The following is a 17483-nucleotide window of genomic DNA, read 5'->3' on the forward strand; positions in this document are numbered from 1 at the left end:
ATCATGTATGGCAAAATACGCAACATACATTTTGTCGGCATCGGCGGTATCGGCATGAGCGGCATCGCCGAGGTGCTGCTCAACCTCGGCTACCAGGTCTCCGGATCCGATCTCAGGGAGAGCGAATCCACCCGCAGGCTGCAAAGTCTCGGCGGGCTGATCTCGTTCGGTCACGTGGCGGAAAATATCGGTGAAGCCGACGTCGTGGTGACCTCCACCGCGGTTCGTGATGACAACGTCGAGGTGCTGGAAGCCCAGCGTCGCCTGATCCCGGTGATTCCCCGGGCCGAGATGCTGGCGGAACTGATGCGGATGAAATACGGCGTCGCCGTGGCCGGAACTCACGGCAAGACCACCACCACCAGCATGGTGGCGACGGTCCTGACCCGCGGCGGGCTTGATCCGACCGCGGTCATCGGTGGCCGGCTGGACGCATTCGGATCCAACGCAAAGTTGGGACGGGGCAAGTTTCTGGTCGCCGAGGCGGACGAGTCGGACGGCTCGTTCATGCATCTCAGCCCGACCATCGCCGTGGTGACCAATATCGACGCCGACCATCTTGATTTTTACAGCGGCCTGGATGAAATCAAGACGATCTTTGTCAACTTTATCAACAAGGTTCCCTTTTACGGACTGGCGGTCCTCTGTCTCGATGATGCCAACATTCAGGAGATTATCCCGCGGGTCAACAAACGCTTCGTCACCTACGGCCTGGCGACCCAGGCGGATATCTATGCCACCGATGTCGAGCATAAGGCCGACGCGACCCGCTTCAAGGTCCATGATCGCGACGGACTGCTGGGCGAGCTGTCGCTGCGGATGCCGGGACGGCACAATGTCCTCAATGCCCTGGCGACGGTGGCGGTGGCCATGGAACTGGGACTGTCGTTCAAAAAGATTGCCGAAGGTTTCAACGGTTTCGGTGGTGTGCAGCGGCGTTTCCAGATTCTGCCGAGCGGCGGAGACATCATGGTGGTGGATGATTACGGGCATCATCCCGCTGAAATTCGCGCCACCCTGGCCGCGGCGCGGAGCGGATGGCCGGATCGCCGGGTGATCGCGGTTTTTCAGCCGCATCGCTACAGTCGTACCCGGGCACTGTTCGAGGATTTCACCACCGCTTTCTACGATGCCGACAAGCTGCTGGTGATGGACATTTACGCGGCGGGTGAAGAACCGTTGACGGATATTTCGGCCGAGGCCCTGGTTGCCGGCATCAGCGGCCACGGTCACCGGGATGTCACCTGGTGCGGGGATCAGGAGGCGGTGCTGAAGCACCTGGAAGATGAACTTGAAGCGGGTGACCTGGTGATCACCCTCGGCGCCGGCAGTATCTGGCAGACGGCCAGGGAACTGGCGCAACGCTTGGCCCGATGAAAAACGGGCTGCAACAGCTCTTTGACAACCTCAGCAAGTCGGGCGGCGTGCTGCGTCGCCACGAACCGCTCAGTCGCTGGACCAGCTGGCGGGTTGGCGGCCCGGCGGACCTCTTTTATCAGCCGGAGAATTCGGAGCAGCTGCTTTCGGCTCTGGAGCAGGCGGTTCGATGCGGTCAGCCCTGGACGGTGATCGGCGCCGGCAGCAATCTGCTGGTACGCGATGGCGGTATTCGCGGACTGGTCGTCCAGACCCGCCGCCTGGATGGTCTGCAGGTCGGCGCTGATGGGCGCGTTGAGGCCGAATGCGGGCTGTGGCTGCCGCTGCTGGTGCGGCGCTGCGTTGCTTCCGGACTGGCTGGGCTGGAGGAACTGGCCGGAATTCCAGGAACTGTCGGCGGCGCCCTGGTGACCAATGCCGGGGCCCATGGTCGGAACATCGGCGACTGTCTGCAGCAGGTGGAACTGTTCAATGCCGGTCGCCGCGAGATCTGGAGCGCCGCGGAGGTCGGATGCGTGTATCGCGGATCCAATATCGGTCCCGGGCAACTGGTGTTGCGGGTTGCCCTGCAGCTGCAGCAGGGGGCGCCGACCCCGTTGCGGAACCGGGTTGACGCATTGCTGGCGGCCAGGCGTCGTTCCCAGGCGGTCGGTGGAGCCAATGCCGGTTCGGTGTTCAAGAACCCGCCGGGAGAGGTGGCCTGGAAGCTGATCGATGCCGCCGGATTGCGCGGCCTGGCCGTTGGGCCGGCCCAGGTTTCACCGCGGCATGCCAATTTTATCGTCAATCGCGGCGGAGCCGGTGCCGGGCAGATTCTTGAGCTGATCGGGCTGGTGCAGGAAAAAGTCAGAACTTGCTGTGGAGTGGAACTGGAAACCGAAGTAAAGGTGGTCGGTGAAGACAACCCGGACCGCCCGGCGGAGAAATAGGACAGCAGTATGACATTGAGTCAACAACAGATTCGCGCCGCCACGATCGGCATTCTCTATGGAGGGCTTTCCGCCGAGCGGGAGATTTCCCTGCGGACCGGGACGGCGGTTGAGAAGGCGTTGACCGGGCTCGGCTATCGGACCGTCGGCATCGATGCCGGCCGGGACCTCGCCGCCCAGTTGCGGCAGGCCGGAGTCGAAGTCGCCTTTCTCGCCCTGCATGGACGCTATGGTGAGGACGGCACGGTGCAGGGGATGCTGGAACTGATGGGCATTCCCTACACCGGCAGCGGGGTCCTGGCCTCGGCTCTGGCGATGGACAAGGTGGCAACCAAGAAAATCCTCCTCCACCACGAGCTGCCGACGCCGGGCTTCGCGGTGTTGACCGCCGGTGAAGATCGGAGTTCGCTGCTTGAGCGCTGCCGCCATTTTCCGCTGGTGGTCAAGCCGTCCCGCGAGGGTTCGACCATCGGCATCAGCATTGTCCATGACCGGGAAGAGTTGCAGACCGGGCTGGATGAAGCCTTGAAATGCGATTCGCTGGTGCTGGTCGAGGATTACATCGAGGGACTGGAGGTGACCGTCAGCGTGTTGTGTGATCAGGTGCTGCCGATCATCCAGATCGTCCCGAAGGACGGTTTCTATGATTACAACGCCAAGTACACCGCCGGGCAGACCGAATACCTGTTGCCGGCGCCGCTGCCGGCGGTCCTCTACGAACGTCTGCAGCAGGTGTCGCTGCAGGCCTGTCGGGCGCTCGGCTGCCGCGGCGCGGCGCGGGTCGATTTCATGGTTCGCGAGCGGGAGTTCTATTGTCTTGAAGTGAACACCATTCCGGGAATGACCGAGACCAGCCTGCTGCCGAAGGCGGCGGCCGAAGCGGGTCTGGGTTTCGCCGAACTGGTCGAACGGATGCTGCTCGATGCCGGATTGAACAGGTAGCGGAAAAGGGTCCGCTGACGCTGCGGACAGGGGATGATGGATGCGCGATTTCAAGTCGCCGGCTGTGAAAAAAAAGACCCGGGGCAACCGGCGCAAGCTGCAGAAAAAGCAGCGCAACTGGCGCAAGCTGCTGCGGAGGGCGATGCGGTCGCTGGTCTTTTTCTGCAGCGCCGCGCTGGTGGTCGGTGGTGGTCTGCTGGCATCCCGCCTCTTGCTTGACTGGGGCTATTTCAGGGTCGAAACCATCCGCGTCGAGCATCAGCAGCGGGTCTCGAAGGAAGCGATCCTGGAACTGTCGAATATCCGACCCGGGGTGTCGATCTTCTCCCTTGACCTGGAGCGGATTGGTCAGAAGATCGAGGAAAACCCCTGGATCGCGACCGCCAGCGTGAAGCGTATCTTCCCCCGCGACGTGGTGATCGATGTCGTCGAGCGGACTCCGGCGGCGGTCCTGAGCCTGGGGTACCTCTACTATGTGGATTGGGATGGGGAAATTTTCAAATTGCTGGACGCCGAGGATCGACTCGATTTTCCGGTGATCAGCGGTGTCTCCAAGGAGGATCTGCTGAAACGTCCGCGACAGACCCGCGAGAAGCTGCGGGAGGTGATGCAGTTGTTGCGGGAAATCGAGACCCGGCAGGGATTCAACCTGGACGACCTGTCGGAAATCCACCTCAGCGACAGTGACGGCATCGAGCTGATGACCTATGTCGGCGGGGTGCCGATTCGCCTGGGGTTCGGTCATTATGCCGCGAAGCTTGATCGGCTGGAAAAAGTCTACAAGGAACTGCAGCCAAAACTGATGGCTCTCAAATCGATCGATCTGAATGTTGCCGACCGGGTGATCGTTCGGGTCGCGACGAACATGACGGTTGGGAAGGGTTAGCCCAAGGGGGTAGGTTATGAGCACAAAACGTGAAAATCTGATTGTCGGTCTCGATATCGGCACCACCAAAATCTGCGCCATTGTCGGCAGCGCCACCGAAGATGGGCTCGACATTGTCGGTATCGGCACGGCACCGTCGAAAGGTCTGCGCAAGGGGGTGGTGATCAATATCGAGAGTACTGTCGAGGCGATCCGCAAGGCGCTGCAGGAGGCAGAACTGATGGCCGGCTGTGAAATCAAGTCGGTTTTCGCCGGCATCGCCGGCGGGCACATCAAGGGCCTCAATTCGCAGGGGGTGATCGCGGTCAAGAACCGCGAGGTGACCCAGGAGGATATCCGCCGGGTGATTGACGCCGCCAAGGCGATCGCCATCCCCATGGATCGCGAGGTGATTCACATCCTGCCTCAGGAATTCATCATCGACGACCAGGACGGCATCAAGGAGCCGCTCGGCATGAGCGGCGTGCGGCTGGAGGCCAAGGTGCATATCGTCACCGGGGCGGTGGCCAGTGCCCAGAATATCATCAAAAGCTGCCAGCGTTCGGGGGTGGATGTCGCCGACATCGCCCTGGAGCAGCTGGCATCGAGCGAAGCGGTGCTCTCTCCCGATGAAAAGGAGCTGGGTGTGGCGATGGTCGATATCGGCGGCGGCACCACCGACGTGGCGATCTTCTCGGAAGGGGCGATCAAGCATACCGCGGTGCTTTCCCTCGGCGGTAACCACCTGACCAACGATATCGCCGTCGGGCTGCGGACGCCGATGGCGGAAGCGGAGATGATCAAGCAGAAATACGGCTGCTGCCTGGCGGCGATGATCGGCAAGGATGAGACCATCGAGGTACCTTCGGTCGGCGGCCGCGAGCCGCGGGTTCTTTCCCGGCAACTGCTGGCCGAGATTCTTGAACCGCGGGTGGAGGAAATCTTCACGCTGGTCAATCGCGAGATTGTCCGCAGCGGGTTCGAGGACATGATCGCTTCGGGCGTGGTTCTGACCGGCGGCAGCGTGATCCTGCCGGGGATGCCGGAGCTGGCCGAGCAGATTTTCAACCTGCCGGTACGGCGCGGGGTCCCTCAGGGGATCGGCGGTCTGATCGACGTGGTCAATTCACCGATCTACGCCACCGGGGTCGGGCTGGTGAAATATGGCAGCCGGAACCTGCAGACGAAGAATTTCAGTATCGGTCAGGAAAATATTTTCGATAAGGTCATCCGTCGGATGAAGGACTGGTTCGGCGAGTTTTTCTGAACCGGTCGTTGAGTTCGCCGGTTCAAGGCCAAAGAGTTGTGTCAACCCAAGGGGCGGGAACGGAGAACCCGCGCCACACCAGGAAAGGGAGGGAGTTATGTTTGAATTTGATGAAACGATGGATCAGGGTGCACGGATCAAGGTCATCGGAGTCGGGGGCGGGGGCGGCAATGCCGTCAACACCATGCTCGCGTCCGGTGTCGCGGGAGTCGATTTCGTGACCGCCAATACGGACGCCCAGGCGCTTCGGGCCAGTAAATCGCCGATGAAGGTGCAGCTCGGCGGCAAGCTGACCAAGGGGCTCGGTGCCGGTGCCAATCCGGAGGTCGGTCGCGAGGCCGCCCTCGAGGATCGGGCGCGGCTGGCGGAACTGCTTGAAGGAGCTGACATGGTGTTCATCGCCGCCGGGCTCGGCGGCGGCACCGGAACCGGGGCCGCGCCGGTGATCGCCGAGGTGGCGCGCGAGGTCGGCGCGTTGACCGTCGGGGTGGTGACCAAGCCCTTCAGCCACGAGGGCAAGCAGCGCATGGCCAGGGCCGAAGAGGGCGTTAATGCACTCAAGGAGGTGGTCGATTCGCTGATCCTGATCCCCAACGACCGGCTGATCGGGCTGGCGGGCAAGAACATGAGCATCCTCGACGCCTTCAAGCCGGCCGATGACGTGTTGCGTCAGGCGGTGCAGGGGATTTCCGACCTGATCACCACCCACGGCATGATCAACGTCGACTTCGCCGATGTCAAGGCGGCGATGAGCGAACGCGGCATGGCGATGATGGGCATCGGCGTCGGTTCCGGTGAAAAACGGGCTGCCGAGGCCGCCCAGGCGGCGATTTCCAGCCCGCTGCTGGAGGAGATCGACATCTCCGGCGCCAAGGGTGTGCTGGTCAACATCACCGGTTCCGCCAGCATGACAATGGAGGATTTCGAGGAAGTTTCGCGGATCGTGCATGAGAAGGTTCACGATGAAGCCAACATCTTCATCGGCCTGGTGATCAACGAGGAGATGGGCGATGCCATCAAGGTGACCGCCATCGCCACCGGATTCGGCGACTCCTTTGAACAGGCGCAGCGCGGCAGCGAGGTCCTCAAGACCAATGCCGTCGCTCCGGTGAGCAAGGTCGATCGTGATCTGCCGACCTTCATTCGGCGGCGTCAGATGGAAAATCCGCGGGCCTTTGCCGGGGGGATGAGCGAGGAGGATGAGTATGATATTCCGACATTCCTCCGCAAACGCGTCGATTGAGGAGCAGGGGCGGTTCTTTTCCGTCAACTCTGCGTTGCGTCTCTCTTCGCTTGTGCGACGTAGCTGCCGCTACGCCTCCGCGCTCATCGAAGGAAGGAGGGGCGACTCTTTTCCGCCAACTCTGCGTTGCGTTCCTCTTCGCTTGTGCGACATAGCTGCCGCTATGTCGCCGCGCTCATCGGGACGCGCCTTGATTTGGCGAAAAATCCCTCGCCCTTGGAACGGCGGAGGAAGAGTGGCGCTCCCGGGGACTGTCCCCGCAGTGGGACTGTCCCCCTTGAAGTAGGCAGGTGCGGGGATGCAGACAGAAGGGGTTTTGCTTTGCGCCTCTGCGTCTTTGCGCCTCTGCGCGAGACAGGTTTCTTGTTTGTCCGTATGTACGGTTCGGATACCCCGGTACCGGTGTTCTCCGCCCGGTACGTTTGACGGGGAGACCGTCCATGGTGTGTTATTATCTCCCTCCAGGGTCGCAAACGCGGCCCTTTTTTTCTTGGGGGCGGTTCCTTTTAGCCATCTCGGGGTTGTCTGGAAAACCTGTTATAACGGAGAGGCGCAGAGAGGGAGAGAGCGCGGAGGGGAAAATTTCAAGGTTTTTGATTTCTAAACCAACAGGCCTGATTTTTCTCTCCAACTCAGCCCCTCCCCGTCTCTGCGTTGAAGCCGTTGATTTTCTAGGCTCACTTGGCGGCCTGGCAAAGACTTTGTCTTTATCCTTTCCTTTACCCGAACCGGCAGAAATGCCAAGATACACCCATGGCATCATCACGACTGATCGACAAGGCCAGGCGGCGTCTGGCGACCGAGACCGGGGTGCGCTCCAACCCCTGGGGCGGGCGGCTGAGTGTCGCGCTGGTGTTCCCCAATACCTATCACCAGGCGATGAGTAACCTCGGGTTTCTGACCGTCTATCGCCTGCTCAACAGCCGCGATGACACCCTGGCGGAGCGTTTTTTTCTGCCCGATCCGGAGGATCTCAAGGAGCATCAGCGGACGAAGACGCCGCTTTTTTCTCTCGAATCGGGACGGCCGCTGAGTGATTTCGACCTGGTGGCGTTTTCGATTTCCTTTGAAAACGATTTCCTCAACCTGCCGGTTCTGTTCGAGCTGGGCCGCCTGCCGCTGATGCGCGCACAGCGCAACGCCTGGCACCCGCTGGTGATCTGTGGCGGGGTCTGCGCTTTTCTCAATCCGGAGCCGCTGGCCGACATCATAGACCTGTTCGTGGTCGGGGAAGGGGAGGTGATTCTGCCCGCGCTTCTGGATGGTCTGCTCGCTGCGGAAGGAAGGGATAGACCCGAGCTGCTTGGTCGTTTGGCTGAGGTTCAGGGGTGCTATGTCCCGTCTGCCTATGCCGTGGAATCAATGCCGGATGGGAACCTGGTCGCCGGGCCTCCCCTTGAGGATGCTCCGCAACGGGTTCGACGACAATGGCTGGCTGACCTCGACTCATCACCGACCGGATCGGACATCCTGACTGAGGAGACTGAGTTCAGCGACATGTATCTGGCCGAAGTTTCCCGCGGCTGCAGCCGCGGCTGCCGGTTCTGCGCCGCGGGTTACATCTATCTGCCGCCCCGCGAACGGGGGTTGAGCAGTCTCACTGATCAGGTGGAAACGGGACTCTGTCAGCGACGGCGTATCGGTCTGGTCGGGGCGGCGGTTTCCGATTATTCACAGCTTGAGGCCCTGAACGCCGAAATTCTCAACCGGGAAGGAGAAATATCGGTCGCCAGCCTGCGTATAGATTCTCTCACCGCTGCTGAAGTGGAGGCCCTCAAGACCGCCGGACATCGGACCCTGGCGCTGGCTCCCGAGGCGGGCAGCCAGCGGATGCGTGACCTGATCAACAAGCAGCTGTCGCGCGACCAGATCCTGGCGGCCGTCGACCTGCTCGGTGAAAAAGGAATTTTGAACCTGAAGCTCTATTTTCTCATCGGGCTTCCGGGAGAAACGCATGCCGATATCGAAGAAATGGTCGACCTGGTGGTGGAGATTCGGGACCGCTGGCTGGCGCACGGCCGTTCTCTCGGGAGGATCGGCAATCTGCTGCTCTCGGTCAATCCTTTTATCCCGAAACCCTCCACACCGTTTCAGTGGGCCCCGATGGCGGAGATGCGGGTTTTGAAAAGAACCTTGAAATATCTTCAGCAGCAGATCGGGCGGTTGCCCAATACCGAACTGCATCATGAATCCCTGCGTGCGGCGCGCCTGCAGGGAGCCCTTGCTCGCGGCGACCGTCGATTCGGTCAGCTGTTGTCGGAACTCGCCGCTGGAAAATCGCTGGAGTCCTGTTGTGCCGACGTCGGCCTGGACTTGGCCGGAATGCTCCATCGACAGCGCCCGGAAAAGACACGTTTCCCCTGGGAGATTCTCGATATCGGCGTCTCTCGTGACTACCTGTGGCGGGAATACCGGCGTGCCCTTGACGGCCTCAAGACCCCGCCCTGCCGTCCCGGTTGCCGGCGCTGCGGCATCTGTCACTGAATCCCCCTGGGGGAGGACGATGTTCCTGCCCCGCCACTGTGGATCTGCGCACCCGTTTTTTACGGACCTTCGCACGACTGATTAAAACCGCGTTTTACAGCTTGCCCCGCATCTTTTTCCTGCTAAACTCAACCCATTATCTGTGCATTGTGAAAGGCCGTCCTGTCCGTGGCCTGTGACGGGTTGTTCCATGAAAACCCACTCCTGAGTTTCGTAACCACCTCCACTTATTGCCCCGCCGGCGGCGATATACCTGAACCGGGTTGCGAAAAGAACCGATAAGAACGGGTCAACACTGTGTATGCCGGGATCGTTTTTCCGGCCGATGAGGAGGTTCCCCGATGAAAGTGCGTTTTTGTGTGGCCAGGGGGCTGCTGCTGGCCGTGCTGGCTCTGCTGGCACTGCCGATGAACAGTGCCGCGGTCGAATTGCGGGTGCAGTCAGATACCCTGCTGCGGGTTTTTGAGCGGGATACCACGAGCGGTACCGATAACCTGGTCACTCCGGGGTACGAATACCTGCAGGTTGACATGGGCAGCCTTTCGGAGGCCGGACTCTCGTTTCACGCCTACGGCTGGGGACGTTATGATTTTGCCGACAATGATTTTTACCAGGATGCCGATGCCGGGGAACTGCTCTACGGTTATCTTGAATACAAGCGGGAGAATGCCAATCTCAACATCCGTCTCGGCCGCCAGTATATTTTTGAAGGGGTGGCCAATGAGTCGGTTGACGGTCTGCGCCTCAGTTCAGATCTGAGCGAAAATATCTCCGCTTCGATCTATGCCGGCCAGCCGGTCGGGCTTGATTCGACCAGTGGTCGCAGCGGCGACAGCATCTATGGCGGTCGGGTCGCCCTGCACAAGATGAGTCTCGGCGAAGTCGGACTCTCCTACAAGAATATCCAGAATGACAGCGATACCGCCGAGGAGATGGCAGGTGTCGACATCGCTCTCTACCTGCCGAAGGGCATCAATTTCTTCGGGAATTCGAGTTACAACCTCGACAGCAACGGTTTCGCCGAACATTCCTACGAGTTCAGCATCCCCTACGAGAATTTCCGCTTCCGTCCATTCTTCCAGATGTTCAACTACGCCGACTATTTCGCAACCGGTGCCAACAGCGTCAATCCCTTCCGGGTGCTGGCGACCGGTGACGAGGAGATCAGTATCTACGGTATCGACCTGAGCTGGCTCAAGTCGGAGGCCTGGACTTTCGTCGGCAAATTCAAGTACTACGACTACGACCAGGCCGACGGCAACCAGTACTACGGTCTGGCGGCCACCTGGCATCCCGGAGAAGCCACCGATCTCGGTGGTGAAGTCGGCTACCTGAACGGTGACCTGAGCAAGAACACCTACCTGCTGACCCGCCTGTTCGCGACGGTTGACCAGTTGGGGGACAAGCTCTGGCTTGATTTTCTGACCGGCGATATCGTCTACGCGAGCTACGATCAGGATATCTATGGCGAGGATTACTCGTTGTTTGTTTCCCTGGGGACAGGCAAGACCTTCCTGGACGGTCGATTGCGGGTCAAGCTTTCCGGTGACTACAGCCAGGATCCCTATTTCGATGACGACCTGCGAGGTCTGCTCAGCCTGACTTACAATTACGATCACGGTCTTTGATGCCGTTTGTGCCCGACAGGAGTCCGACCATGAAGAAGATCTTCTCCCCGCTTGCGGTTCTGATTATCTGCCTTGCCGTTCTGGCGGCATGCTCGACCATGAACAACAGCTTCCAGCTGCCGAACAACCACCCTTCACCTGATGACCTCGGTGAACAGCCCAAGGTCTGCACCAACTGTCATGACGCCCGGGGGGACATTCCCTTCGAGCGTTTCGTGCATGGTCCGACCTGGGGAGAGAACCACCGCCAGGCTGCCTACCAGGGAGAACGGGTCTGCGCCCTCTGCCACCAGACCAGCTTCTGCAACGACTGTCATGCCACCCGGGTGGAACTGAAGCCGTCGCTCAGGCATCAGACCGATAACGTCCGGCGCATGCCGCATCGGGGCGATTATCTCAGCCGTCACCGTATCGACGGCCGGGTCGACCCGACGTCCTGTTTCCGTTGTCATGGCAATCCCAAGGCCGCAGCGACCTGCGTGACCTGTCACGGCTAGAGCCACAGGAGGGAAGGATGATGAAGCGTTTTCTGTCGATACTATTTGCCATATCGCTCCTGGGTGCCCTGCTTTACGGCTGTTCCAGCAGCAGTTCCGATGCTCCGCGGATCGGCACTGCCCACCCGGAGGGATGGGTAACCCTGCATGCGAGTGATGCACGGGCTGAGCAAAAGAGTTGTAAAAGCTGCCATGGCCTCGACCTCGCGGGTAGTGGTAATGCTGTCAGCTGCTTCTCCTGTCATCTCGACGGACTTCCAGTTCGGTTGCATCCGGTTTCCTGGGAGGATGCCACTGGTTCAATTGTTCCCGGCCATAAGGTGTGGCCGGATAGTTTCAGTTGGACCAGTTGTGCGGTTGCGGCCTGTCATGGTGCTGATTTGCAGGGAGGAGTGGCCGCCCCTAGCTGTCTAGCCTGTCATCCCGACCCCAGCAGCATGGCCCCACATGCCTTGCCTTTTACCGATCCTGTCGATCATGGAACCCCTGCCAAGTCAGGTCAGAATTATTGTCTGCACTGCCATGGTACGCCGCCCAACAATGTGGATGGTGGAATGACCACCAGCGCGGCGATCTGGGGAAACAACTTCAGCGTGAATGGTAATTGCTCCAACTGTCACAAACATGCCGGGGCGCACCCGACCAACTGGCAGGGCGATAATGATAACGGGACGGGAACTGATGTTCAGGATCCTGCTTATGATTCCAGCCATCGCGGTATTGAGCAGACCACTCAGAATACCAGCTGCGCTCTCTGTCACAAGGTTAATGGGCCGGGGAGCGGACCTGTACCTGCCGCGCCAAGCTGTTTCTCCAGTGAACATGACAATGCCAACGGAACGCGGATCAACGGCAATATACCGGCCTGCCATTCGAGTGGTCCGCGTACGGCCAATCACCCTCTGGGTACGGATTGGAGAGCGGCGAGCGGACACGGTAAACAGGCCAAGGCCGACCTGACGAAGTGCCAGCAATGTCATGCCGACAAGCCGGCAGGAGGCCCGGGAAGCAACCCGCGCTTTGATGTCGCGCTGGGCAATCTGACGAACGGTTGTGAGACTTGCCATGCCTTCCAGACTGCCCACCCCGTTGACTGGGCCGGGCCCAATAACACCTTTCATTATTCCGCCGGCAACATCCAGAAGGCCTGTACGCTCTGTCATGGAGTGGCTCTTGACGGTGTCGGTGGGGCTCCGACCGCGATCAGTTGCAAGGACTGTCACGCGGAGACCGTGGCTTTTACGCTGGACTGTACCAAGTGCCATGGATTCCCGCCGGATGGGACGGGAGACATCGAAGTTGTTATCGAAGGCGGCCAACCGGTAGATCATAAAAATGTCAGTGTTGTCGCCAGCCATGACACCTGCGCCACTTGTCACGGTGTCAAGCAGACCGGAACCGGCAGCAGTGGAGAACTCAATCCATCGGCAAATTATGCGGCCTTCGATAAGACTACAGATACGATCGGTGACCACTGGAATGGCCAGATCAACATGAACGGACCATCGGTAAATGATCCGAGCAACACCAGTGGACAGAATGTAGGGGCAGGTTACGACCCGGCCACGTTCGGTTGTGATGCGGCCTGCCATAGCACAGGCCCCAATGACGCCGCTCATCAGTTGTCAGATTCATTGCTGCCGGTGAAATTCGGTGATTTCGGGACCGGTGCGCCGCATGTTGTTGGTGACAGTTGGTTGACGCTTTCGGCCCATGCTACCCAGGCTGTTGCCGGAAGCCTCGATTGTGTCGGTTGTCATACTCAGACCGGGGGCGGGGTCAATCCACCCTGCCAGGGCTGTCATCAGGTTGCGCCGAAGATGGACTTGACCCAGGCTGGATGCAGTTCCTGCCACAGTGTCCCCCCTGATGGCGCCACGCCGGTCGCGACAGCTCCCAATCGTGCCGGGAAACATGCAACCCATGATGGTTTTACCACTGAAACGGCCGATTGCAGCGCATGCCATGAGGGTGGCGGAAGCGACTCCTTATCCCACTACGACCGGACCGACCAGACAACTCCCAACTTGCCTGCGGATATCAGCTTCCCGGCCGCCTACAATGCCAAGAGCGGCGCTGCGGGTTACGATACCGCAAGTCAAACCTGCTCCGCGGTCATTTGTCATGGCGGGCAGACCACTCCAGACTGGGCATCGGGCTCGTTGCCAACGACCGATCCCGCGACCAGCAATGCCTATTGCCAGGCCTGCCATGTTGCGGGCACGGGTCAGTACAACGGATATTCTTCAGGCCAGCATGACCGCCATGTGAATAGTGAAAACCGTAAATGTGTTGAATGCCATGACCAGACGATTCTGCAGTCTGGTGTGGGGGGGACGGGACCGACTCATTGGAGTGATCTTTCCACGTCAGTTTTTGAACTGGATCCGGCCAAGACGATTGAAAGCAGTGTCAATTATGATGGGACCAGTTGCAACCCCAGCTGTCATGGGAGTGAAACTTGGTAAAGGTATTTCCGGCAGAACCGGGTATTTATCCTGCCGGACCTTAACCCCATGAATTGTAACGAAGAAAGGGGACGTACTCCGATGGAGCACGTCCCCTTGTTATTTTTAACGCTGGCCGTTTTCTGTTCAGCTTTTCTTGTCCGGCCCGTTCTCCGTCCTGTCGTCGGGTTTCTTCCCCCCAAGGAAGCGTTCCAGCAACCCCGTCGGGCTGAGGACGCTGCGTTTGGCCTCATCGACCTTCTTCACCGTGCCGAAGATCTTGCCCGCCATCGCTCCGGCCCGTCCCGGGCCGAAGACCAGCACCAGGATCAGGACGAGTATTCCGATTTCCATCCAGCCGAGTCCGAACATGCCTGCATCCTAGCCCAGACGGGGGCAACTGGCAAGGATGGACATCCGGATTTCTTTGCGTTATCCTGACTGCAATTGTCAGTTATTATGTTAAAAACCTGAGGCCGCCAAGACGCCAAGGGCGCCAAGAAAACCTTTTTTAACGGAGAGACGCAGAGCAGGAGAGAACGCAGAGCAACCCCAAGCCTGGATTCAGGGTTTTAAATTCTCCTAAATGGATTTTCTTCATCTCTGCCCCTCTCCGCCTCTGCGTTAAACAGGTTTTGACTTTCTTGGCGCCCTTGGCGTCTTGAGCGAACAGCGTGAGCGGGCGGCTCGTGAATCAAGGATTTTCTTCATGAACATCGAACAGATGAAGCTGGTTCTCAAGGAGATGCTGGCGAAAACTGACCTGACACCCTGCGTGGTGGGGCACCGCGGGGTCGGCAAGACGGCCGGGATCATCCAGGCGGTCAGGGATCTTGAACGCGACTATGTCTCTTTGCGTCTCGGCCAGATGGAGGTCGGCGACCTGGTCGGCATTCCCTGGCGGGATGGCAACACCATGCACTGGTCACGTCCCTCCTGGTGGCCCGGGGATGACGCGTCGCCGACCGTGGTCCATTGCGACGAATTAAACCGGGCCCAGCAGGAGGATACCCTGCAGGCGATCTTCCAGTTCGTCGAACCGCCGGCCGAGGGGCTGCGGCGGGCGCTGCACACCCACCGGCTGCATCCAAAGCACCGGGTGGTGGTCTCCATCAACCCGCCTGACGGCAGCTACCAGGTGGCGACCCTCGACCGCGCCCTGCTCGACCGCATGGTGCTGATCTATGTCGAGACCGATTACCAGTGCTGGGCGCGGCATGCCCGCAGCCGGGACTTCGACGGTGACGTGCAGCAGTTTCTCTCCGCCAGCCCGGCGCTGCTGGCGCGGCAGGGCAGTCCCCTCGACCTGCAGGTCGAACCGACCGAACGCGCCTGGGAGATGGTCAGCACCCTGAAAAAATATTGCCGCCTGCCGCGGGAACTGGAGATGGAGGTCTATGCCGGGATCGTCGGTCAGGAAGCGGCGGTGGCTTTTATGCAGTGGTGCCGGGAACGGAAGGAACGCCCGGTGACCGGACGGGACATCCTGGAAAACTGGGAGGAGGTGGCTGAACGAGTCAGGAGCCAGCGTCATGATCTGCTGGCGGCGACCCTCAGTGACCTGGTTACCACCCTGGAAACGGCTCCGCAGCTGGCCGAGGCCGGCGAAGCCAACCTGGTCGCCTGCATCGGCAGCCTGCCGCGAGACCTGCAGTTCGGCCTGGTCAAGTCGCTGCTGAAGATTCCCGCCGTCGCCGCCATCCTCGCCAAGGATGAGCATGACGCGGTGGTTTACGATGCTATCGCCGCGTTGAGCCGGGAGGCGTCGTGAATTGATTTCACTACCAAAAGATCAGGGTTTCCAGGACCCCCCCCCTCAATCCCCCCTATAAAATAGGGGGGAAGCAAGCGTAGCGCAGCAGGGGGGTGCTCGTTGTGGAATGATCAATTTTTACCTGCCTGTCAGATTCAGGGCATAGTTACGGCTTCAAGTTATGGAAATCCTGCAGAATGCCATCATCCGGATGTTGAAGCGACGCCCCTTTTACGGTCAGCTGCTGCTTGCCTGCGACCGCCGCGGCGGGGATGCCGAGAGCTTTGGCCTGCATCTGCAGAACGGCACCCCGGTGCTGACCTGCGGTGACAATTTTCTCAAGCAGTATCCGTTGCCGGTGCAGGAGGCGCTGCTTGAACACCTGCTGCTGCACCTGCTGCACCTGCACCCGGCGCGCGGCAAGGGACGCCATCCGCTGGTCTGGGATATCGCCTGCGATCTGGCGATCAATCCCTCCATCGAAAGCCTTCCGGAATATGCCACCCTGCCGGAAGCCTATGACTTGCCGGACGGGTTGGCGGCCGAGGAGTATGAGCAACTTCTTCTGCGTCGCTTCGGACTCGGCAACCAGCGCGGTGAAGGGCAGGGGAATGCCGACCGCAGCGCGGCCGGCAGCGATCAGCTCGGGACCGGAGAGGACAACCAGGAGCTTGAGCAGGCCGCCCGCCAGCGCAACCGGTTGGACAGCCACCGCGACTGGCCGGAGGCGGACAGCACCCCGTTGCGGCTGGCGGAGCAGGTGGTGCGGCAACTGGTGCGTGATGCTCATCGTAAAAGCGACGGCACGGTGCCGGCGGGGCTTGAGGCCCTTGTCGCCGGCTATCTCGCGCCGCCGGCCATCCCCTGGCGCGAGGTGCTACGCCAGTTTGTCGCCACTGCCGGCCGGGTCGGTCGGACCGGTACCTGGAAACGCGAGCATCGCCGTTTCGGACATGAGACCCCCGGGCAACGCAAGCGGCGGCGGCTCAATCTGCTGGTCGGCATCGATGTGTCCGATTCGACCATGGTGCCCGAACTCCGTGAAAATTTTGCCCGGGAACTGCTGCAGATCGCCCGCGGTCGTGACAGCCGGTTGACGGTCCTCTACAGCGGCAGCCGTATCCAGCAGATCCGGCGTTTTTCCAGCAGCAACGTGGTTCACGAGGTCTTCCACGGCGGCGGTTTCACCGATCTGCGCCCGGTGTTCGACTATGCCCGCGAGATGCGGCCGCAACCGGCAGCCATCATCTACCTGACCGACGGTTACGGCGAGGCACCGGAAACAATGAAAATCCCCACCCTCTGGGTGCTGACCGCCGACGGGCGCAAGCCGGCCGACTGGGGGGTGGAACTGCGGTTGGGGGATGAGACGTGAGATGGGAGATGGGAGATGCAGCAGACTGAAGCGATGACGGAAGACTCGGTCCGTGAACTGGTCGAAGCCGCCGGGGCGCGGGTGATGTCGCGCGGCGGCCGGACGGAGCATTATGGTTCGCCGCGGGAATTTTCCTTCGAGGTCAAGGCGGTGTTTGCCAACGGCCTGGCGCTGCATATTATTGCCCGCCAGTACAATTACCGTGACCCCTGGGAGGCCGAGGGTCGGGTCAACGACCTGGTCGACGTGACGCTGATTCAGGGCGGCGGTCCAAGCTGCCTGCCGAAGGGGCACGCCTGGTTCCAGGGGCGGGACGAGGAGGAGGGGGTCGACTGGCCGGGCTTGCGGCAGATCGTCGAAGTGGTCAGCAGTTTGAACCCTAAGGTAATAGAACTACAGAGACTAACCGGCGATTTGTGAGGTAGGGGCGACTCTTTTCCGCCAACTCTGTGTTGCGGCCCTCTTCGCTTGTGCGACGTAGATGCCGCTACGCCTCCGCGCTCATCGGGGAGCAGGGGCGGTTCTTTTCCACCAACTCTGCGTTGCGTTCCTCTTCGCTTGTGCGACATAGCTGCCGCTATGTCTCCGCGCTTATCGGGACGCGCCTTGATTTGGCGAAAAATCCCTCGCCCTTGAACTGGCGCGTGGTGACGGGACGCTCCAAGGGACTGTCCCC

The 17483-nt window shown here is 60.4% G+C and carries 14 protein-coding genes; 13 read left to right on the plus strand and 1 reads right to left on the minus strand.

Features of this window, described 5'->3' with window-relative positions:
- Nucleotides 1–3: 3 nt before the first annotated feature.
- The 10 genes from murC (at nucleotide 4) to C2E25_RS17310 (ending at nucleotide 13700) form a co-directional block, all read left to right on the plus strand.
- Nucleotides 4–1377 (plus strand): UDP-N-acetylmuramate--L-alanine ligase, encoded by a 1374-nt coding sequence (murC, locus tag C2E25_RS09105; protein WP_103115441.1) that lies wholly within the window; start codon nucleotides 4–6, stop codon nucleotides 1375–1377.
- A complete protein-coding gene (murB, locus tag C2E25_RS09110) occupies nucleotides 1374–2306 on the plus strand; it encodes a UDP-N-acetylmuramate dehydrogenase (RefSeq protein ID WP_103115442.1) in 933 nt (310 codons plus the stop codon). The genes murC and murB overlap by 4 nt, the downstream gene beginning before the upstream one ends.
- 15 nt (nucleotides 2307–2321) lie before the next feature.
- A complete protein-coding gene (locus C2E25_RS09115; protein WP_199177399.1) occupies nucleotides 2322–3248 on the plus strand; it encodes a D-alanine--D-alanine ligase in 927 nt (308 codons plus the stop codon).
- 40 nt (nucleotides 3249–3288) lie between these two features.
- On the plus strand, nucleotides 3289–4134 hold the full coding sequence (locus C2E25_RS09120; protein WP_103115444.1) for a cell division protein FtsQ/DivIB: 846 nt from the start codon (nucleotides 3289–3291) through the stop codon (nucleotides 4132–4134).
- 16 nt (nucleotides 4135–4150) lie between these two features.
- On the plus strand, nucleotides 4151–5380 hold the full coding sequence (gene ftsA / locus C2E25_RS09125) for a cell division protein FtsA (protein ID WP_103115445.1): 1230 nt from the start codon (nucleotides 4151–4153) through the stop codon (nucleotides 5378–5380).
- Between the two features lie 97 nt (nucleotides 5381–5477).
- Complete coding sequence (ftsZ, locus tag C2E25_RS09130) at nucleotides 5478–6623, plus strand: cell division protein FtsZ (protein WP_103115446.1); 1146 nt, start codon at nucleotides 5478–5480, stop codon at nucleotides 6621–6623.
- A gap of 753 nt (nucleotides 6624–7376) precedes the next feature.
- Nucleotides 7377–9107, plus strand: coding sequence for a radical SAM protein (locus C2E25_RS09135; protein ID WP_103115447.1), 1731 nt, complete (start codon nucleotides 7377–7379; stop codon nucleotides 9105–9107).
- Between the two features lie 341 nt (nucleotides 9108–9448).
- Complete coding sequence (locus C2E25_RS09140; protein WP_103115448.1) at nucleotides 9449–10735, plus strand: hypothetical protein; 1287 nt, start codon at nucleotides 9449–9451, stop codon at nucleotides 10733–10735.
- A 29-nt stretch (nucleotides 10736–10764) separates the two neighbouring features.
- Complete coding sequence (locus tag C2E25_RS09145) at nucleotides 10765–11232, plus strand: cytochrome C (protein ID WP_085009488.1); 468 nt, start codon at nucleotides 10765–10767, stop codon at nucleotides 11230–11232.
- Nucleotides 11233–11252: 20 nt separating this feature from the next.
- Complete coding sequence (locus tag C2E25_RS17310) at nucleotides 11253–13700, plus strand: CxxxxCH/CxxCH domain c-type cytochrome (RefSeq protein ID WP_158247202.1); 2448 nt, start codon at nucleotides 11253–11255, stop codon at nucleotides 13698–13700.
- 126 nt (nucleotides 13701–13826) lie between these two features.
- Here the strand turns inward: C2E25_RS17310 and C2E25_RS09165 are convergent, their stop codons facing one another.
- On the minus strand, nucleotides 13827–14051 hold the full coding sequence (locus C2E25_RS09165; RefSeq protein ID WP_103115452.1) for a Sec-independent protein translocase subunit TatA/TatB: 225 nt from the start codon (nucleotides 14049–14051) through the stop codon (nucleotides 13827–13829).
- Nucleotides 14052–14388: 337 nt separating this feature from the next.
- Between C2E25_RS09165 and C2E25_RS09170 the strand changes: the two genes are divergently transcribed.
- The 3 genes from C2E25_RS09170 (at nucleotide 14389) to C2E25_RS09180 (ending at nucleotide 17227) form a co-directional block, all read left to right on the plus strand.
- Entirely contained in the window at nucleotides 14389–15450 is a 1062-nt protein-coding gene (locus C2E25_RS09170; RefSeq protein WP_103115453.1) for a hypothetical protein, read from the plus strand.
- 163 nt (nucleotides 15451–15613) lie between these two features.
- The gene (locus C2E25_RS09175) at nucleotides 15614–16807 is read left to right on the plus strand and encodes a DUF2201 family putative metallopeptidase (protein ID WP_103115454.1); all 1194 of its coding nucleotides are present in this window, start codon (nucleotides 15614–15616) and stop codon (nucleotides 16805–16807) included.
- 15 nt (nucleotides 16808–16822) lie between these two features.
- Nucleotides 16823–17227, plus strand: coding sequence for a hypothetical protein (locus C2E25_RS09180; RefSeq protein ID WP_103115455.1), 405 nt, complete (start codon nucleotides 16823–16825; stop codon nucleotides 17225–17227).
- Nucleotides 17228–17483: the final 256 nt, after the last annotated feature.

It is taken from the genome of Geothermobacter hydrogeniphilus, assembly GCF_002898515.1.
Classification (GTDB): Bacteria; Desulfobacterota; Desulfuromonadia; order Desulfuromonadales; family Geothermobacteraceae; genus Geothermobacter_A.

What these genes read in the sequence shown, in the direction of transcription:
- murC (WP_103115441.1), top strand. Translation starts at nt 4, where the DNA reads ATGTATGGCAAAATACGCAACATACATTTTGTCGGCATCGGCGGTATC.
- murB (WP_103115442.1), top strand. Translation starts at nt 1,374, where the DNA reads ATGAAAAACGGGCTGCAACAGCTCTTTGACAACCTCAGCAAGTCGGGC.
- C2E25_RS09120 (WP_103115444.1), top strand. Translation starts at nt 3,289, where the DNA reads ATGCGCGATTTCAAGTCGCCGGCTGTGAAAAAAAAGACCCGGGGCAAC.
- ftsA (WP_103115445.1), top strand. Translation starts at nt 4,151, where the DNA reads ATGAGCACAAAACGTGAAAATCTGATTGTCGGTCTCGATATCGGCACC.
- ftsZ (WP_103115446.1), top strand. Translation starts at nt 5,478, where the DNA reads ATGTTTGAATTTGATGAAACGATGGATCAGGGTGCACGGATCAAGGTC.
- C2E25_RS09135 (WP_103115447.1), top strand. Translation starts at nt 7,377, where the DNA reads ATGGCATCATCACGACTGATCGACAAGGCCAGGCGGCGTCTGGCGACC.
- C2E25_RS09140 (WP_103115448.1), top strand. Translation starts at nt 9,449, where the DNA reads ATGAAAGTGCGTTTTTGTGTGGCCAGGGGGCTGCTGCTGGCCGTGCTG.
- C2E25_RS09145 (WP_085009488.1), top strand. Translation starts at nt 10,765, where the DNA reads ATGAAGAAGATCTTCTCCCCGCTTGCGGTTCTGATTATCTGCCTTGCC.
- C2E25_RS17310 (WP_158247202.1), top strand. Translation starts at nt 11,253, where the DNA reads ATGAAGCGTTTTCTGTCGATACTATTTGCCATATCGCTCCTGGGTGCC.
- C2E25_RS09165 (WP_103115452.1), bottom strand. Translation starts at nt 14,051, where the DNA reads ATGTTCGGACTCGGCTGGATGGAAATCGGAATACTCGTCCTGATCCTG.
- C2E25_RS09170 (WP_103115453.1), top strand. Translation starts at nt 14,389, where the DNA reads ATGAACATCGAACAGATGAAGCTGGTTCTCAAGGAGATGCTGGCGAAA.
- C2E25_RS09175 (WP_103115454.1), top strand. Translation starts at nt 15,614, where the DNA reads ATGGAAATCCTGCAGAATGCCATCATCCGGATGTTGAAGCGACGCCCC.
- C2E25_RS09180 (WP_103115455.1), top strand. Translation starts at nt 16,823, where the DNA reads ATGCAGCAGACTGAAGCGATGACGGAAGACTCGGTCCGTGAACTGGTC.